The sequence below is a fragment of the Clostridium rhizosphaerae genome, from assembly GCF_016765585.1.
GTDB lineage: Bacteria > Bacillota > Clostridia > Clostridiales > Clostridiaceae > Clostridium_AT > Clostridium_AT rhizosphaerae.
The window spans coordinates 81387-99904 of sequence record NZ_JAESWC010000012.1; the positions used below are offsets into that span (position 1 = coordinate 81387).

Consider the following 18518-nt stretch of genomic DNA (forward strand, 5'->3'; position numbering starts at 1 on the left):
AAATTTAAATTTCACAAGAGGGTTTTATATTCCTATTTTTCATTTCTTTTATAATAAATCCAGCCACACCTATGCACTCCACAATATCTCCAATGCTTGCAATACCTAATTTGCGATTTCCTAAAGGTATAATATCCGAAAGGAAAACAAAATGTGTATTCTTATCTATAAATCTATATAGCCCGGTTGTACCTAAATCGCCCTTAAAGCCATACGATCTTACAATAGTTTCTCTTACAGGCATCATGCCACCATTTGCAAATATTACAATTGCATTCAGCATAAAGCCTATTCCTAATATTAAAATCCATCTATCTTTTCTATTGAAATATGTAAAAATCACAAGCATTAAGTACATAATGATATCTGATAATAAAGTTATTGTTCCAATTTTTATACTGCCTTTTCTTAAAAGTGTTAAAACTATATATTCTAAAAAAAAAGCCGCAAAAACAAGATATAAGCCCTTAACCTTTTCCGCATCAATATTTCTTAATTTTCCTTTTAGGCAATAGCCTATTATTACAGCAATTATTAATGCTAATAAGAACATATCTACACCGCTTTCTTTCGCTTTTCCAAAATACTTAAATATGCTTCTACTACCTTAGGATGAAACTGCGTACCTGAATAGGTAGTTATCTCTCTGATAACTTCCGACTCAGTTAATGCCTTTCTATATGGTCTATCTGTAACCATGGCATCTATTGTATCAGCAAGCTGTACAATAAACACATCAAGACTTAATTCATCTGGCATCTTTCCATCCGGATATCCCTTGCCGTCATATCTCTCATGATGGTTTCTGATAATCGGGAGAATATCCTCTAAATTTTTTATATCTTTTAAAATGTTATATCCTATTTCTGGGTGACTTTTAATTGTTTCATATTCTTCTTTGGTTAATCTTCCCGGCTTATTTAATATGCCGTCATCAATCCCTATTTTACCAACATCATGAAGAAGTGATGCTATACGAATTCTTTCAGTTTTTAAATCATCATATTTTAGTTGTTTCGCTATCATTGTCGAAATTTCTGAAACTCTTCTTGAATGCCCTTCAGTATACTTGTCTCTTGCCTCCATAGCATGCATTAAAGTATCTACCGTTTGAATATATTGATTTTTAGATTCAAGATAAAGATAGAAGGTATATCTTACAAGCACTATAGGGAATATGATTAGAAGTACTCCTCCATACTTATATTCACTGAACATATAGGCTAATCCTATACCGAAGGGAGTCATTACCAAGCTGTTAAGTAAGCTTAGTTTTACATTACCCATAAAAAAGTATAAAGGATTTTTATTATTTAATATTGAAAACAGTATAGAAATTAGAAAGGTATTTATGAGCAAACAAATAATACTAAAAATAATTATTAAGAAAAATTTGTTCCATAAATTTTCTGTATCAAAAGTTCCACCAAGCTTATAATAGGCTAGACCAGAATAAATAACAGGTATAATTTGAACGCAGTAATTATAAAGAGTTTGATAAATCGGGATATTTAATACATGCTGGTACTTACCTTCTATATTGCGAATTCTTAAAGTAAATCCTAATACTATTATAATGCTTGTAGCTAATGGACCAAACAAGATAACAGATGCAATTAATACTGCAAGTCCAGTACTTATTGCCATCTCTTTATAACTAATTCTAAAACTTTCTGCTACAGCTAAGAGAATACCAAAAAAAACTATTTTTATATAACTAAATTGAAAATGCATAAACATCTTACTGTCATATAAAAATATTAATGTTAATAATGTAAAAACATATAATATAGCCAAAAAAGCCTTAAGTTTTAACGGCAGATCTTTCATAGTATCCCCCTTTATTATATATAAAGACCGGTTATGCTAATATTTTAGCCCCAACTCCACATTGAGCCACCTGCAGCTAAAAGTGCAAGTATGGCTAATAGTAAAGGTATTAACTTTCTTGTTTTCATTTGGACATTCCCCCTTATCGAATATTAACAGCTTTCCGCTAAGAACTGTCATATTTCACTCCGCTAAGGGTAATTAAAAAAAATTAACCGGTCTTTATAAACAGTGTTAAACGCCTCTTTGGATTCTTCTATTTACAGCATCCAAAGCTGCTTTTGCTATAGCTTCGTTTATGTCATTTTTCACTATAGCAGAACCTATCATTAGTTCCTCTCTATCATCAATAACCATACTAACGATAACAGTTATATATGTAATGTTTCTACTTGCACTGGAAATTACATCTTCTACACTGAACAAGTAAGCTTGTCCAAGAATTTTTTCTATTGTTTTAATTGCTGCCTCAGCAACAATTCTCTTTGCGTTTGCGACGGTTTTTACTAAGGTTACAGGTTCCTCATATTCTTCTCCGTCATGAGTTAATCTTACACTGCACTCTAAAGCGCTGCCTTCTGTTTTAAAATCTATACCGCTGTATCTTACTCTTCTAATTGGATCATTATCTTCTGTTTGAATTTGAGCAATACTTATAATTTTTCTATCTATTCTATAGTCAAATGCAGCTAAAAGTGCTGATTCTATATCCCTAACTATCTGCTTTGGAGCTCTTAAACTGTTAGCAAGAATGTGAACTTCTACAAGCTCATCGTTTTCATTTACAACCTTGACATTTAATACTCCCTCAATTTTTGCTATCATGTCTCTAATACTAGCAAAATCCATGTTTATCCCCCATCTCTCCACTTAACTGTTTTGATTGTATCATAATATTCAAATAAAAACAATATTGCCTTTATTATGCTATTGTTCCTTTTTTATCATCAGTTTTACTATTTTTTCTCCTTTAAAAACACCAACTATAAATAATAAGGACATAATAACTGCAATAGCTATCAATGCCCCTTTATGCCCGGAATACATCCTTGAGCCAAAGTAAGCTGATATGAATATGCCTGGTATTCTTCCTATAGTTGAATATACAATAAAATCCTTAAAGGAGATATCCGAAATACCACATATATATCCCAGCACATCCTTAGGTATTCCTGGAATAAGATATAAAAGCAATACAACATATTTTATACTTCCAAGCCTTAGTAATTTATCAAAAAATGTAAAATGCTTTTCAGATATGATTTTCCTTATAAATGGTTTACCGTAAGCCCTTGAAACTATATAAACAATTGCACTTCCAATAGTAATTCCAAGCAGCGTCAAAAGCCCGCCTATAAAAGCTCCATAGATATACCCTCCAGCAATCTGAATAACCTCACCGGGTATAAAAAAGGCAATCACCTGAATAACTTGAAGCCCTAAAAAGGCAAATACGCTATACTGTCCGTAAGATAATACTATCTTTTTAATCCTCTTAGGATTTTTAAGTTCATGAAAATACTGACCATAGTACTCATATGCTGATAAAATTATAATAGCAGCAATAAGAGCCAAAATAAAATATCCTCTATTTCTATAAAGAAATTTAAACCCTTTATTAATATATCCCCTAATTTTCTTCAACATAAATTCAACCCCTAAAAAAATTGCGAAACAAAATGGCAGCAGGCTGTGGCGTAAAGACCTTAGAGCCTAGTGTAGAAAATATTATTTTACTTTATGATTCCTTTGCGTATGTTCTAAGGCTTGTAATGCAAAAAAGCTAAGAGCCTCTATGAACTCGCTTTGACTTCTTATTTCTTTAATAGCCAAAGGCTTTGAAATATCTTTAGTAAACTTAAGTTACTTTTAGCTTGCTCGGAAGAGAGGCTCTAAGCTTTTCAGTATTACTTCGCCAAGAACATAGGCAAAGTTATCAATCAAATTAAGATATTATTTTCTACACCTGCTCTCGCTCTTTACACCCAGCCTATGTAGCATTTGTACGCAATTATAAGTATCTATCTATACAACATACTCAATGATTCGTTTTATAATTAAAACTTTTAGTTTTGTTAAAAGCTATTAATGGTATTTTTATCATTCACCTATTTAAATATAAACCTATAAAAATATTTAAATATTTACTGTAAACATGCTGGTTTGCAGTAGATTTGCTTTCTACAATATCAAAGAATATTCCAATATCAACACTATTATTAAACAGCACCAAACTTTTTAATGTTTAAACTATATAAATGCAATAAAGTTCTTACATTAACGATGTCACAAAACATCCAATCTTTAAGGATTTTGGGGATATCGTTAATGTATTAGAACTTTTTCATTGTATATGATTAACTAGAGAGCAACAAAAGTATTATAGGCTTGCTTTAAAGTCTGTAGGGCAGTGTGGAAAATAATATATAAAATTAATTGAGTACTTTGCCCATGTTCTTGGTGAAATGAAGTCATAAAACCTAGAGCCTCTCTTCTGAGCTAACAAAAATTAAAATACGCTATCAACATTTATTATAGAAGCTCCGCTTTAAAGATAGCAAAAGTTAACGCGAATTCTTAGAGGCTCTTGGTTTTATGGGTTCACGAACCCTAGAACATCCGCAAAGTAATCACTAAGATTATATATTATTTTCCACGCAAAGCCCTGCGGACTTTAAAGCAAAAACTGTGATAACTTTAGTTCGCGCTCTACCTTTATTCTACACTAATATTATTCTCTCTTGCATAATAGAAAAGATACTGCTGTGCAAAACCAGAAAGATCACCAAATTTATTTCTGCCAAAGTCTCTTATTTTTTTAAGAGATACGTCTGGTGCAAGATAAAAATGCTGCATTGCTCTTTTTACCCATACATCTACCGGAAATGCAGAATACTTATTCATAGAGAAAAGCATTATGCAGTCTGCTACCTTTGGACCAATTCCATTAAATACTTGAAGAGCACTATGACATCCATCATCATTTTGTGCTTTTATCCAGTCCAAATCATATTCCTGCTTATATTCTTCTGTTATGCTTTTATATATCTTCTCCACTGTGTCAGCAATATACTTAGCTCTAAATCCGACTCCGCAGCTTTCAAGTTCCTCCATAGAAGCTTTAGCAAGCTGCTTTACAGAAGGAAAAGTATAATAAACCTCCCCCTTATATTCTATTGTTTCTCCCCATGTTTTGCTTATATTATTTATAGCTCTTTTTATCATTGGGATTCTATTATTTGCAGATATTATAAAAGATATTACAAGTTCAAAAGGCTGCTGCTGAAGTATTCTTATGCCGCGGCCAAACTCAACAGACTGTTTTAAGAGCAAGTCTTCCCTTAATACCTCTTTAATACTTGAATAATCTCTCTCTAAATCAAAATAATCTTTCCATATTTCATTAAACTCATTTTTATTACTATTATATATTATAATATTTTCACCTTTTTTTTCTACTTCAATAACTTTTCCAAAAGCTACTCCTATATAATTTCCATTATCCTGTCTATTCCATCTAAAACACTGCCCGCAGTCAAATATGTGTGCAAGTTCGAAATTTTTTACACTTTCTATAATAACCGCATTATCTATTTCTTTAACATTTGTAAAATCCACTTTTACTACCTCACTTTCTACTCAAAGTTTTCATCATTTACTACAAATATATACTATTAAATAATCATTTTCAACAAAAATAAACAGACAGCATCATATATACAATGCTGTCTGCGAAAATTTATTATTCTTCTGTTTTTGATAAGAACTCGTGTATTGCTTTTGCAGCCTTCTTTCCAGCACCCATTGCAAGGATTACTGTAGCTGCTCCTGTTACAGCGTCTCCACCAGCATAAACTCTTTCTCTGGTAGTCAGACCTGTTTCTTCTTCTGTCACTATACACTTTCTCTTGTTTATATCCAAACCTTTTGTTGTTGACGAAATAAGAGGATTTGGCGAGGTTCCAAGAGACATTATTACTGTGTCTAGTTCCATTATAAACTCAGAATTTGGAACTTCTACAGGCTTTCTTCTGCCTGAAGCATCCGGTTCTCCAAGCTCCATCCTAACACATTTCATTCCCTTAACCCAGCCTTTTTCATCTGCTAAAATTTCTACAGGGTTAGTTAAAACATCAAATATAACTCCTTCTTCTTTAGCATGATGAACTTCTTCAATTCTTGCTGGAAGTTCTGATTCTGAACGTCTGTATACTATATGAGATTCGGCTCCTAGTCTTAAAGCTGTTCTTGCAGCATCCATTGCAACATTTCCACCGCCGACTACAGCAACTTTATTTCCAACTTTAATAGGAGTATCATAACCTTCCTTAAAAGCCTTCATAAGGTTTGTTCTTGTTAAAAATTCATTAGCTGAAAGTACTCCATTTGAGTTTTCTCCTGGAATACCCATGAATTTTGGAAGTCCTGCTCCTGATCCTATAAATACAGCATCAAAACCTTCTTCGTTAAATAAATCATCTATTGTTACAGTTCTGCCTACTATAACATTAGTTTCTATTTTAACTCCAAGCTTTTTAACGTTTTCTATCTCATGTTTAACAACAGTATCCTTTGGAAGTCTGAATTCCGGAATTCCATAAACTAAAACTCCGCCTGGTTCATGAAGTGCTTCAAAAATAGTAACCTCATAACCGAGCTTTGCTAAATCTCCTGCAGCTGTAAGCCCAGCAGGACCGCTTCCTATAACAGCAACCTTCTTGTCATTCTTAGGAAGGGTTTCAGATAAATCTATATTATTTTCTCTAGACCAGTCAGCAATAAATCTTTCAAGCTTTCCTATAGCAACAGGCTCGCCCTTTATTCCTAATATGCATTTGCCTTCACATTGTGTTTCCTGAGGGCATACTCTTCCGCAAACTGCAGGAAGCGAACTGTTTTGTGCTATAACTTTTGCAGCTGCTTCAAATTCACCATTTTTAACATGCTGAATAAACTCAGGTATTCCTACAGTTACTGGGCACTGAGTAACACACATAGGCTTTTTGCAGTTTAAGCATCTTGAGGCTTCCTGCACTGCCTCTTCTACTGTATATCCTAAGCAAACTTCTTCAAAGTTTGCAGCTCTTTTCTTTGGATCTTGCTCTGCTATTGGAGTTCTTTTCATTCTATCCATTTGTGCTTTTTCCCCCTTAAGTTTACTTTTCACACCCGCAGCATCCGCCGCCGCTGTGAGAATGTTCTTGTCTAAACTGAGCTTGTGCTTCTTCACTTTTATACATAGTCTGCCTTCTCATAGCTTCATCAAAGTTTACTAGATGTCCGTCAAATTCAGGTCCATCAACACAGGCAAACTTAGTTTCATTTCCTACAGTAACTCTGCAGGCACCACACATTCCAGTTCCATCAACCATTATAGGATTTAAGCTTACTATAGTGTGTATTCCTAATTCTTTTGTAAGCTTAGCCACAAATTTCATCATTATCATTGGTCCTATAGCAACTACCAAATCATAATGCTTACCCTCATTTTCTACTAAGTTTTTTAAAACTTCTGTAACCAATCCTTTATTTCCATAAGATCCATCATCAGTTGTAACATATAGATTTCCTGCTACATTTTTCATTTCATCTTCTAATATAAGCATTTCTTTAGTTTTGCTTCCCACAATAACGTCAGCACTTATTCCTCTTTCATGAAGCCACTTAACTTGAGGGTATACTGGAGCAGTTCCTACTCCCCCTGCTATAAACATAATCTTTTTATTCTTTAAGCTTTCTATATCTTCATGAACCATTTCTGAAGGCTGTCCAAGCGGTCCTACAAAATCTGCAAAATACTGGCCTGCTTCAAATTGAGCCATTTCTTTTGTAGAAGTACCCATAGCTTGAAAAACTATAGTTACTGTTCCTTTATCAGCATTATAATCGCAAACTGTAAGAGGTATTCTTTCACCCTTTTCATGCATTTTAACTATTATGAACTGTCCAGGTTTAGCTGATTTTGCTACTCTTGGTGCTTCTACGTCCATTAGATATATGTTTGGTGCTAGTAATCTTTTATCAACAATTTTATACATTCATACCCCTCCTGGATATTAAATTGAACTTCCCTAACCAAATTTATTATAACATATTAATAAATTATTTCATTATGAATTGCAAATTTTGCAACAAAATTTATAAAATTATATTAATTTGCTCATAATTAATAAAGAATGCGAAGAAATTATAAATTCTCACAAGAATCTTTAACTCCTTTACATTCTTTATTGTTAAATACTGAATATTAAATATTTTAGAAGTTTACTTTCTCGCCAGTAAATGTGCAAGTATATAATTTCTTCATTTCTTCTACAGTTATTGCTCTTGGGTTTGAACCTGTACATGCGTCTTGAATAGCATTTTCTGATATTCTATCAACATTAGCATAGAAATCTTCTTCGCTTATTCCATATTCTTTTAGAGTTTGAGGTACTCCCATAGCTTTGTTCATTTCTTTTATCATGTTTGTTAAAGAATCTACTAATTCATCCTCAGTACTTCCAGCAAGTCCAAGGTTCTTAGCAATTTGAGCATATCTATCTTTGCATGCTTTCTTGTTGAAATCTATAACATATGGAAGGTATATTGCATTAGCACAACCATGAGGAACATGGAAAACAGCTCCTGTTTTATGAGCCATACTATGAGTGATTCCAAGTAAAGCATTGCTGAAAGCCATACCTGCTAGGCATTGAGCTATATGCATTTCTTCTCTTGCTTTCTTATCTCCTTCAAAAGATTTTAATAAATTTTCTTTAACCATAGTAATTGCCTGCATAGCAAGTGGATCTGAAAAAGCAGATCTTAAGCTTGCTACATAAGCTTCTATAGCATGAGTTAAAGCGTCCATTCCTGTGTGTGCTGTTAAAGTTGCTGGCATTGTTTCAGCTAAGCTGGAGTCAACTATAGCTATATCTGGTGTTAAATTAAAGTCTGCTAAAGGATATTTAATTTGTGCTTTATAGTCAGTTATAACTGAGAAAGCTGTAACTTCAGTTGCTGTTCCGCTTGTAGATGGTATAGCAACAAATCTTGCCTTTTGTCTTAATTCTGGGATTCCAAAAGGTATTACTGCTTTTTCAAAGGTAAACTCTGGGTACTCATAGAATATCCACATTGCTTTTGCTGCATCTATAGGTGATCCTCCGCCAATTGAAACTATTAGGTCTGGTCCAAACTCTCTCATAGTTTCTGCGCCCTTCATAACTGTTTCAACTGATGGGTCTGGTTCAACCCCTTCTATAAGTTTAACTTCCATACCTGCCTCTTCTAGGTATGAAACAGTTTTTTGTAAAAATCCAAACTTTCTCATTGAGCTTCCGCCTGTAACAACTACAGCTCTCTTGCCTTTTAATGTCTTTAAAACTTCTAGTGAACCTTCTCCAAAATAAATGTCTCTAGGTAATGTAAATCTGTTCATTAATAATTCCTCCCATTGATCTTAATAAATTGATAAATTTTTAACTATTATACTTATTATATTAGCAATACCTATGCCAACTTTGTTACAAACTTAACATGCAGTGTTTTAGTGCATTTAATGCTAAAACTTATACTTATAATAAAAAACTGTCCTAAAAATAAGCATCACAAATAAAATATTGTGCTCATTTTTAGGACAATTGTAATATTATTTAACAATCTTTAATTTTATACTTTTTCATCTTTTGATACAATGTATTTCTGCTTATGCCTAAAGTTTTAGAAGTTTTAGAAATATTTCCCCTAAATTTATCTAAGCAGGTAATAATAGCCTTCTTTTCAAGCTCTTCTAGCGAACATAAATAAATATTATCGCTTATGGTACTAGTATTTTCAACAGCTGCTGCTATTTCTTCATTTTCGTTTTTATCTTGTATCATAATTTCTTTGGAGAATTTCCCCTCCATATTAACTATATTTTCAACAAAGTTTTCTAATTCTCTAATATTTCCCGGCCAATCATAATTCAAAAACTTGCTATAAATTTCAGAATCTACCTCAGGAATTTCTTTATTTAGTTTAGCTGCTTTTATCTCTAAAAAATGTTCCATTAAAAAGACTATGTCTTCTCTTCTTTCTCTAAGTGGTGGAAGCTCTATAGGAATAACACTTAATCTATAATATAAATCTCTTCTAAAGGTTCCTTTTTCTATTTCTTTTTTTAAATCTTTGTTTGTTGCTGCGATTATTCTAACATTTACAGGAATACATTTTTCTCCCCCAACGCGGGTAACGGTGCCTTCCTGAAGTACTCTTAAAAGATTTACCTGCATATCAAGAGGCATTTCACCAATCTCATCTAAAAATAAAGTTCCTCCATTTGCAAGTTCAAACTTACCAGGATGACCGCCTTTTTTCGCACCAGTAAAAGCACCATCATCATAACCGAAAAGTTCACTTTCAATTAAATTTTTAGGAATGGCACCGCAGTTTATTGCAACAAATCCGCAATTTCTTCTGCTGCTGTTATTGTGTATTGCCTGAGCAAGTACTTCTTTACCTGTGCCGCTTTCTCCCTGGATAAGAACAGTTGACGGACTATCGGATATATGCCTTGAATATTCAATTATCTTTCTAATTTGACTGCTTTGACCTACTATGTTGTCAAAGGTATATCTTGCTGTCATGCCAGTATATTTATTTACAAGGTTTATAACATTTTGAATTTCTTTTAAAGTTATTACAAATCCTACATTTTCTCTGCCCTCAAGATCAATAGAATATATATTCATATTATATCTTTCTCTTTTGCTTTTACGGCTTATTATTATTTCTTCGTCTTGAATATTTTTCTTCTGCTCGATAAGCTTTACTAGTTCTTTGAAATTAATGAAAGCTTCCTTTATTGGTCTTCCTAATATATTATCTTCAGCCACTCCAAGCATATCGCAGGCATTCTTATTTATAAGTTTAATATGTCCTTTATCATCAACAGCAAATATACCTGTTGATATAGATTCCATTATAGTATTTAGGTAACTGTATGCTTCAGTTAACTTATTTTGTATACTTTCACTTTGCATTTGATTTTCAATTGACTTAACTGCCGCTGCCACAAGCCCTAGAGTATGTGGATGTACTAAATTACTGCTTCCTGTTAAGTTTAAAGTACCTATAACATTTCCTTCTTCATTATGAATAGGCGCCGCAGAGCAAGTCCATCTATGGTAAGCCGTTATAAAATGCTCTTTTGCCGAAATCTGAATGGGTGAATCTTCTTTTATAGCGGTACCCATGGCATTAGTACCTATACTTTTTTCATCCATATATGCCCCTACTACCATGTTAAGCTTCTGTGAAGCTTCAATAACTTCTTTATCACCAACTAAATTTAATATGCAGCCTTCTCTGTCTGTAAGTATAATAAAAAATCCTGAACCTTCTAAAAAATTATACAAAATACTCATAAAAGGTTCCGCTACTCTTATTAATTCCTTGTTTTTATCAATATTCTCTGATACCTGATATCCTTTTAATATCTTTTTAGGCGAAACTCTTTCTTTTTCTATTCCATATTCTATGCATCGTTCATGAGATTTTTTAATGATTTCATCATGTTTTTCTTTCAACTGCATTTTCTTCATCCCCATATTGAAATAATTTTGTATATATACAATGCAAAAGTTCTAATATATTTATGATGTACCAAAAATCCTTGAAGACTGGATATTTTTGTACATCATGAATATAAGAGCTTTATTGCATTATATATACCTTGAATTATATATGCTATTTCTTAATAATGAAAGTAAAAAATAAACTGCCGCATATTTAAAATACATGGCAGTTTATAACATTACTTACTATAATTAAAGAACCCTCTTCCTGATTTTCTTCCTAAGTATCCTGCTCTTACATACTTTCTAAGCAAGGTGTGAGGTCTATATTTAGGATCTCCAGTTTCTTTATATATCACTTCCATAATTGCAAGCACGATATCATTTCCAATGAAATCCGAAAGAGTAAGTGGTCCCATAGGGTGATTTGCTCCAAGCATCATTGCCTTATCTATATCCTCGGCTGAAGCTGTTCCTTCAGCAAGAACTCCTATTGCTTCATTAATCATAGGAACTAAGATTCTGTTAACTACAAAGCCAGGTGCTTCTTTAACTTCAACTGGATCTTTGCCTATATTCTTTGAAAGTTCCTTAATTGTATTAAAGGTTTCTTCAGAAGTAGCTATGCCTCTAATAACTTCTACAAGCTTCATTACTGGGGCTGGATTGAAAAAGTGCATTCCAATAACCTTGTCTGGCCTATTTGTAGCTGATGCTATTTCTGTTATTGAAAGCGATGAAGTATTAGTTGCAAAGATAGTTTCTTCCTTGCAGAGCCTATCAAGTTCACCAAAAATACTCTTTTTGATATCCATGTTTTCAATTGCAGCTTCTATAACTAAGTCGCAGTCTTCTGCCAAAGCAATATCAGTTGTGCCTGAAAGCTTGCAGAGTATTTCTTCCATAGCCTCATTAGTCATTTTCCCCTTTTCAACAAGCCTTGAAAGATTTTTCTTTACTCCTGCAAGTCCTTTATCAACAAACTCATCCTTAATATCTCTTATAATTACTTCATAGCCCTTTGCAGCAAAAGCTTGAGCTATCCCAGCTCCCATTGTGCCTGCACCTAAAACAAATATTTTTTCCATATATCCCACCCCTTTTTAATTTTTAACTTCTTTAACCTTATTTATAAGCTCAGGTATAACCTTTGTAAAATCTCCAACAATAGCAAGGTCTGCTGCTTTCATAATTGGAGCTTCAGGATCTTTGTTTATGGCTACTATATAATCACTGTCCTGCATTCCAGCAAGGTGTTGAATAGCTCCGGAAATACCGCATGCTATATAAACCTTAGGTCTAACAGTTTTTCCTGTTTGCCCTACTTGATAAACTTTGTCCATCCATCCATTGTCAACTGCAGCACGGGATGCTCCCACAACTCCGCCCATAGCTTCAGCTAATTCTTTTAGCAGCGCAAAATTCTCCTTATTTCCAATACCTCTTCCGCCTGAAACTATTATTTCTGCTTCTCCAATATCAACCATGTCCTTAGCAGTTTTTACTATTTCTATAACTTCAGTTCTTATATCTTCCTTAGTTAAATCAATCTTTTCAAATTCTATACTGCCTGTTCTGCTTTCATCCTTTTTAAGTCTTTCAAAAACTCCTGGTCTAACTGTAGCCATCTGTGGTCTATGCTCAGCACATTCAATTGTAGCCATAAGATTTCCACCGAAAGCTGGCCTTGTCATCATTAAGTTTTTGCTTTCGCTGTCTATATCAAGGCCTGTACAGTCAGCAGTCAAGCCAGTACTTAATCTTGCTGCAACTCTAGGTCCTAAGTCTCTCCCTATAAAGCTTGCACCAATTAAAAATACCTCAGGCTTATATTTCTCTACAAGCTCGCAAATAACCTTTGTATAGCCATCTGTCGTATAGTTTTTTAAAAGCTCATGGTCGCAAACTATTACTTCGTCTGCTCCATAATTCATTAATTCTTTAGAAATATCAGTTATACCGCTTCCTAAGAGTACAGCAGTTAATTTAACTCCTAACTTATCTGAGATATCTCTTCCCTTTCCTAAAAGCTCAAGAGAAACTTTTTGAAGTTTAGCTCCTCTTTGCTCTGCAAATACCCATACACCTTTATAATCTAACTTATTCATATTTATTCCCCCCTCTTATACAAAGTGCTTTTCTTTAAGCTTAGCTATTGCATATTCTGCTGCTTCCTTTGGAGACATATTGATAAGTTCTCCTTTGCCTTTGACATCTTTTGTCATAGACTTTCTAACCTTTGTTGGAGAACCTCCAAGTCCTAGAAGGGATTTCTCAATATCTATATCATTTGAATTCCAAATTTTTATTTCCTTCTTAAAAGCTTCATAAATATATTTTACATTCATATATCTTGGTACATTTAATTCTTTTATAGCGGTTAATAACACAGGTGTCTTTACCTTTATAACTTCATAGCCATCCTCTAAAGCTCTTCTTATAGTTAATTCTCTGCCTTCAATTTCAACCTTTTCAACATAAGTAACCTGTGAAAGACTAAGGTGCTCTGCAATCTCCGGTCCAACTTGAGCAGTATCTCCGTCTATAGCCTGTCTTCCTGTAAATACTATATCATAAGGAAGCTTTTGAATAGCAGCAGCCAAAACTCTTGAGGTAGCTAAAGTATCAGCGCCTCCAAAAGCTCTATCTGTAATCAAAACAGCCTCGTCAGCTCCCATGGATAAAGCTTCTCTTAAAGCCTTTTCAGCTTGAGGAGGACCCATTGTTATTACAGTAACATGTGCGTCATACTTATCTTTAAGTAAAAGTGCTTCTTCTAAAGCATTTTTATCATCTGGATTTATAATAGACGGAACCCCTTCTCTTATAAGAGTTCCTGTAACTGGATCTATTTTAACTTCATTTGTGTCTGGAACCTGTTTAATACAAACAATTATATTCATCATAACTTCCCCCCAATTACTTTAAAGCATTCCCCGCAATAACCATTTTTTGAACCTGTGAGGTTCCTTCGTATATTTCAGTTATCTTTGCGTCCCTCATCATTCTTTCAACTGGATAATCCTTTGTATAGCCATATCCTCCAAAAAGCTGAACAACCTTTGTAGTGACATCCATGGCAACTTCTGAAGCGTAAAGTTTAGCTCTAGCGGCTTCAACAGAATAAGGAAGTCCTTTGTCTTTATTCCATGCAGCTTTATATACAAGGTGTTTTGCAGCTTCTATTTTTACATCAAGCTCAGCAATAATCCATTGAAGTCCTTGGAAAGCTCCAATATTCTTTCCAAACTGCTTTCTTTCCTTTAAATACTTTATCGCTTCCTCATAAGCTCCTTCTGCTATTCCTAAGGCCTGAGCAGCTATTCCTATTCTTCCTCCATCAAGAGTTTTCATTGCAACTCCAAAGCCCTTCCCATCCTGACCTACCAGGTTTTCTTTAGGAACCTTGCAATCTTCAAAAATAAGCTCTGTAGTAGAAGAAGCACGAATTCCAAGCTTGTTTTCTTTCTTTCCTATAGAAAATCCCGGATATCCTTTTTCAATAATAAATCCGGATATACCTCTTGTTCCCTTGCTCTTATCAGTCATAGCAAAAACAACAAATGTGTCTGCAACTCCTCCATTTGTTATAAATATTTTAGACCCATTAAGTACATAATAATCACCTTCAAGCCTTGCAGTAGTTGTCTGTCCTGCTGCATCAGTACCTGCATTTGGCTCAGTTAATCCAAATGCTCCAAGTTTTTCACCTTTTGCAAGCGGTATAAGATATTTTTCTTTTTGTGCGGCATTTCCAAACTGATGTAAAAGCCCTGCACAAAGTGAAGTATGAGCAGAAAGAATTACTCCTGTAGTTGCACAAACCTTTGATAATTCCTCCACAGCCATAATATACGAAAGATTGTCTCCTCCAGCACCTCCGTACTGTACTGGAAAAGGTATTCCCATCATATTATACTTGGCCATTTTTTCTACTGTTTCCATAGGAAACCTTTCTGTTTCATCTATTTCCGCAGCTATAGGCTTAACCTCATTCTCTGCAAATTCTCTAACCATTTGTCTTATGAATTCTTGTTCTCTAGTAAAAGTAAAATCCATTTGCTACACCCCCAACTACCTATTTTTAAAGCTTTTTGCTCTTTTTTGTACGAATGCTTCCATTCCTTCCTTCTGATCTTCAGTTGCAAAACATTCTCCAAAAAGTTCTGCTTCATACATAACAGCAGTATCTATATCCATCTGCACGCCTCTGTTGATTGCTGCTTTGCAAAGCTTTACAGCAACTGGCGCATTCGATGCAATTGTCTTTGCCATAGCTTTAGCTTCTTCCATAAGCTTATCACATTCAACCACTTTATTTACAAGACCTAATCTATATGCCTCATTTGAATCTATCATTTTTCCAGTAAATATAAGTTCCTTAGCTGCTCCTATACCAATAAGTCTTGCAAGCCTCTGAGTGCCGCCAAAACCCGGAGTAATTCCAAGTCCAGCCTCTGGCTGTCCAAATTTAGCCTTGCTGCAGGCAATTCTGATATCACAGCTTAAGGCAAGCTCACAGCCGCCACCTAAGGTAAAACCATTTAATGCAGCAATAACAGGCTTTTCTAAAAGCTCTATCTTTCTAAAAATACTGTTGCCAAGTCTTCCAAATTGTCTTGCCTCTATAACATTCATATCTTTCATCTCGCTTATATCAGCCCCAGCAACAAAGGCTTTTTCCCCTGCTCCAGTTAAAATAACTGCATAAATATTGTTATCTTTTTCAATCTCACTAAATACCTCATCAAGCTCAATTAAAGTTTCGGAATTTAAAGCATTTAGTGCTTTAGGCCTATTAATTGTAACAATAGCCAGATTGTCCTCTTCTTCAAAGATTATATTTTCCATGACTATCCCCCCATTCAAAATACTTAGATGTTAAAATATTAACAATTCTTCAAAAAAATAAATTGAAGCTTAGCTTCAATTTAATTATATACCTGTATTTTCTATTTTTCAATAAATGCTCATAGCAATTTTCAAAATATTTTTATTGTTCTCTATCTTTTAATAAGTATGTAAGAGTGAGCAAACTCTCACTTAAATGAACATTTTCTACAACAACGTCCTCTGGAACAATCAAATCTGTCGGTGCAAAGTTCCAAATTCCTTTTACTCCATTTTCAACTAAAGCATTGCATACCTTTTGAGCACTGTTTTTAGGTACGCATATAATTCCTATATTAATTTTATTTTTATTTAAAAAATCAGTAAGATTATCTATATCTTGTATTTCCACATCTCTTATTCTAATCCCTATAACCTTTGGATTAGCATCAAAGATTCCATCCAATGAGAAACCTAATCTTTCAAAACGTGTATAATTAGCAATTGCCTGACCTATATTACCTGCACCAATGATAATAGTCTTATAGTCCTTGCTTAGGCCAAGAATACCGCTGATTTCATTATATAAGTCTTTAACATTGTAGCCATATCCCTGCTGGCCAAAATCACCAAAGCAATTCAAGTCCTGTCTAATTTGAGATGCCGTAAATCCGATTTTTTCACTTAATTCCTTTGATGAAATTCTATCAACATCATTTTTTAAAAGTTCACCTAAATATCTATGGTACTTAGGAAGCCTCTTTATAACTGCCATTGATATATTGCTTTTTTTCTTTTCCATAGTACACCTCACTCACATTAAATGTATTTTATCTATATAAAAACTATAATATTCTAATTAATAGTATTACCCAAATTGTGAACACTGTCAATATTTTAACATATTTATTCACATAAAGAAACTATTTCCATAACAAAATAAAAAGTGATACAATGGTTAATATATATTTTGTATCCAAAGGGGTTGTCTTAATGCATAGTATTTTCTTAAGTATCGCTATTATACTTGTCGCTACAAAACTTGGAGGAATATTGAGTTCAAAAATAAAAATGCCTCATGTTCTAGGTGCTCTCTTAGCCGGAGTAATTATTGGTCCTTCTATATTAGGGATTGTACATGAAAATGAATATATTAAACTATTATCAGATTTAGGTGTTGTTATGCTGATGTTTTTAGCCGGCCTAGAAACAGATTTGAAGGAGTTCAAAAAAGCCGGAAAAACCTCACTGCTTATTGCCATAGGAGGAGTTATTCTTCCTCTTATTTTCGGAATGTTATCAGCTTATATTTTCTTTAATAATTTTTATGAGAATTTATTTATAGGGGTTATACTTACTGCAACCAGCGTAAGTATTTCTGTAGAAACCTTAAATGAGCTTGGAAAACTAAATACAAGAGCAGGTATGAATATATTGGGCGCTGCTGTTATTGATGATGTTATCGGGCTTTTGGTAGTTTCCTTTGTATTAAGTCTTGCAAGCTCTGCTAAAAGTTCTGCTTCAGTGAGTGTAGAAGCTACCTTAATTAATGTTTCTCTTAAGGTATTAATATTTATTGCGGGTTCTTTAATATTAATTTGGCTCCTTCCTAAATTTATAAACAAATTTAATGAAAAAAACGGAAGAAATGATCTGCTTGTAATACTGGCCATAGCTTTTGCTTTAGTATGCGGTTTCTTTGCTGAGGAGCTTGGAATTGCCGCCATAACAGGCTCCTATGTAGCCGGTCTTGTACTATCCTCTGTTTCTCACAAAGATTATATAGAAAAAAAGGTTCATACTATTTCTTCTAATTTCTTGACTCCTATTTTCTTCGCTAGTGTTGGTATTGCTGCAAATGTTAAGTCTATGAATAGTACAATATTTTTATTAACACTGCTTCTATTAGCTACAGCTATACTTGGAAAGATAATAGGCTGCGGGGTTGTAGCAAAGTTATGCGGTTTAACTACCGAAGAGTCAATACAAATAGGTGCAGGAATGATTTCAAGAGGTGAAGTTGCTCTTATAACAACAAATTTAGGTTTAGACGCTGGAATAATAACTCCAGAATTATTTATACCAACCTTAGTAGTAGTTATTGGAACCACCCTAATAACTCCAATATTTCTTAAAATAGCTTTTACAAGAAAGTATTATAGAAAGAGGCTGTCTGAAAACAACTAAACTTAGCGTGTTACTTGAATACGTAGAAACATTTGAGCAAGCAGTAATAAGACTTTAATTAAAAAATTTATAAAGCCGTTAAGAATCCTATATTGTTTGAACGGAGAGAGTTTATAGGATTTAGGTTTT

Annotated in this window: 16 protein-coding genes; 1 reads left to right on the plus strand and 15 read right to left on the minus strand. The window is 33.7% G+C overall.

Annotated elements, in window-relative coordinates:
- Positions 1–4: 4 nt before the first annotated feature.
- The 15 genes from JK636_RS15840 to JK636_RS15910 all read right to left on the minus strand — a co-directional run bounded on the left by JK636_RS15840 (position 5) and on the right by JK636_RS15910 (position 17004).
- Positions 5–553, minus strand: coding sequence for a DUF5317 family protein (locus JK636_RS15840; RefSeq protein WP_202749963.1), 549 nt, complete (start codon positions 551–553; stop codon positions 5–7).
- A 2-nt stretch (positions 554–555) separates the two neighbouring features.
- Entirely contained in the window at positions 556–1830 is a 1275-nt protein-coding gene (locus tag JK636_RS15845) for an HD-GYP domain-containing protein (RefSeq protein WP_202749964.1), read from the minus strand.
- Between the two features lie 234 nt (positions 1831–2064).
- The gene (locus JK636_RS15850; protein WP_202749965.1) at positions 2065–2679 is read right to left on the minus strand and encodes a hypothetical protein; all 615 of its coding nucleotides are present in this window, start codon (positions 2677–2679) and stop codon (positions 2065–2067) included.
- 78 nt (positions 2680–2757) lie between these two features.
- Positions 2758–3477: a TVP38/TMEM64 family protein gene (locus tag JK636_RS15855; RefSeq protein ID WP_202749966.1), complete on the minus strand. Its 720-nt coding sequence runs from the start codon at positions 3475–3477 to the stop codon at positions 2758–2760.
- Between the two features lie 1068 nt (positions 3478–4545).
- Complete coding sequence (locus tag JK636_RS15860; RefSeq protein WP_202749967.1) at positions 4546–5448, minus strand: DNA glycosylase; 903 nt, start codon at positions 5446–5448, stop codon at positions 4546–4548.
- A gap of 124 nt (positions 5449–5572) precedes the next feature.
- On the minus strand, positions 5573–6964 hold the full coding sequence (gene gltA / locus JK636_RS15865) for an NADPH-dependent glutamate synthase (RefSeq protein ID WP_202749968.1): 1392 nt from the start codon (positions 6962–6964) through the stop codon (positions 5573–5575).
- 22 nt (positions 6965–6986) lie between these two features.
- Complete coding sequence (locus tag JK636_RS15870; protein ID WP_202749969.1) at positions 6987–7868, minus strand: sulfide/dihydroorotate dehydrogenase-like FAD/NAD-binding protein; 882 nt, start codon at positions 7866–7868, stop codon at positions 6987–6989.
- Between the two features lie 218 nt (positions 7869–8086).
- Positions 8087–9253, minus strand: a complete 1167-nt coding sequence (locus JK636_RS15875; RefSeq protein WP_202749970.1) for an iron-containing alcohol dehydrogenase — start codon at positions 9251–9253, stop codon at positions 8087–8089.
- 214 nt (positions 9254–9467) lie between these two features.
- Positions 9468–11390 (minus strand): sigma-54-dependent Fis family transcriptional regulator, encoded by a 1923-nt coding sequence (locus JK636_RS15880; RefSeq protein ID WP_202749971.1) that lies wholly within the window; start codon positions 11388–11390, stop codon positions 9468–9470.
- Positions 11391–11611: 221 nt separating this feature from the next.
- On the minus strand, positions 11612–12460 hold the full coding sequence (locus JK636_RS15885; RefSeq protein ID WP_202749972.1) for a 3-hydroxybutyryl-CoA dehydrogenase: 849 nt from the start codon (positions 12458–12460) through the stop codon (positions 11612–11614).
- 15 nt (positions 12461–12475) lie between these two features.
- Positions 12476–13480, minus strand: coding sequence for an electron transfer flavoprotein subunit alpha/FixB family protein (locus JK636_RS15890; RefSeq protein WP_202749973.1), 1005 nt, complete (start codon positions 13478–13480; stop codon positions 12476–12478).
- A gap of 15 nt (positions 13481–13495) precedes the next feature.
- Positions 13496–14275, minus strand: a complete 780-nt coding sequence (locus tag JK636_RS15895; protein ID WP_202749990.1) for an electron transfer flavoprotein subunit beta/FixA family protein — start codon at positions 14273–14275, stop codon at positions 13496–13498.
- 16 nt (positions 14276–14291) lie between these two features.
- On the minus strand, positions 14292–15431 hold the full coding sequence (locus tag JK636_RS15900; RefSeq protein ID WP_202749974.1) for an acyl-CoA dehydrogenase: 1140 nt from the start codon (positions 15429–15431) through the stop codon (positions 14292–14294).
- A gap of 15 nt (positions 15432–15446) precedes the next feature.
- Positions 15447–16223: a short-chain-enoyl-CoA hydratase gene (locus JK636_RS15905; protein ID WP_207751769.1), complete on the minus strand. Its 777-nt coding sequence runs from the start codon at positions 16221–16223 to the stop codon at positions 15447–15449.
- A 142-nt stretch (positions 16224–16365) separates the two neighbouring features.
- Complete coding sequence (locus tag JK636_RS15910; protein ID WP_202749975.1) at positions 16366–17004, minus strand: redox-sensing transcriptional repressor Rex; 639 nt, start codon at positions 17002–17004, stop codon at positions 16366–16368.
- Between the two features lie 191 nt (positions 17005–17195).
- On the opposite strand from JK636_RS15910, the gene JK636_RS15915 reads away from it, so the two are divergent.
- Positions 17196–18389, plus strand: coding sequence for a cation:proton antiporter (locus tag JK636_RS15915; RefSeq protein WP_202749976.1), 1194 nt, complete (start codon positions 17196–17198; stop codon positions 18387–18389).
- The last annotated feature ends 129 nt before the right edge of the window (positions 18390–18518 follow it).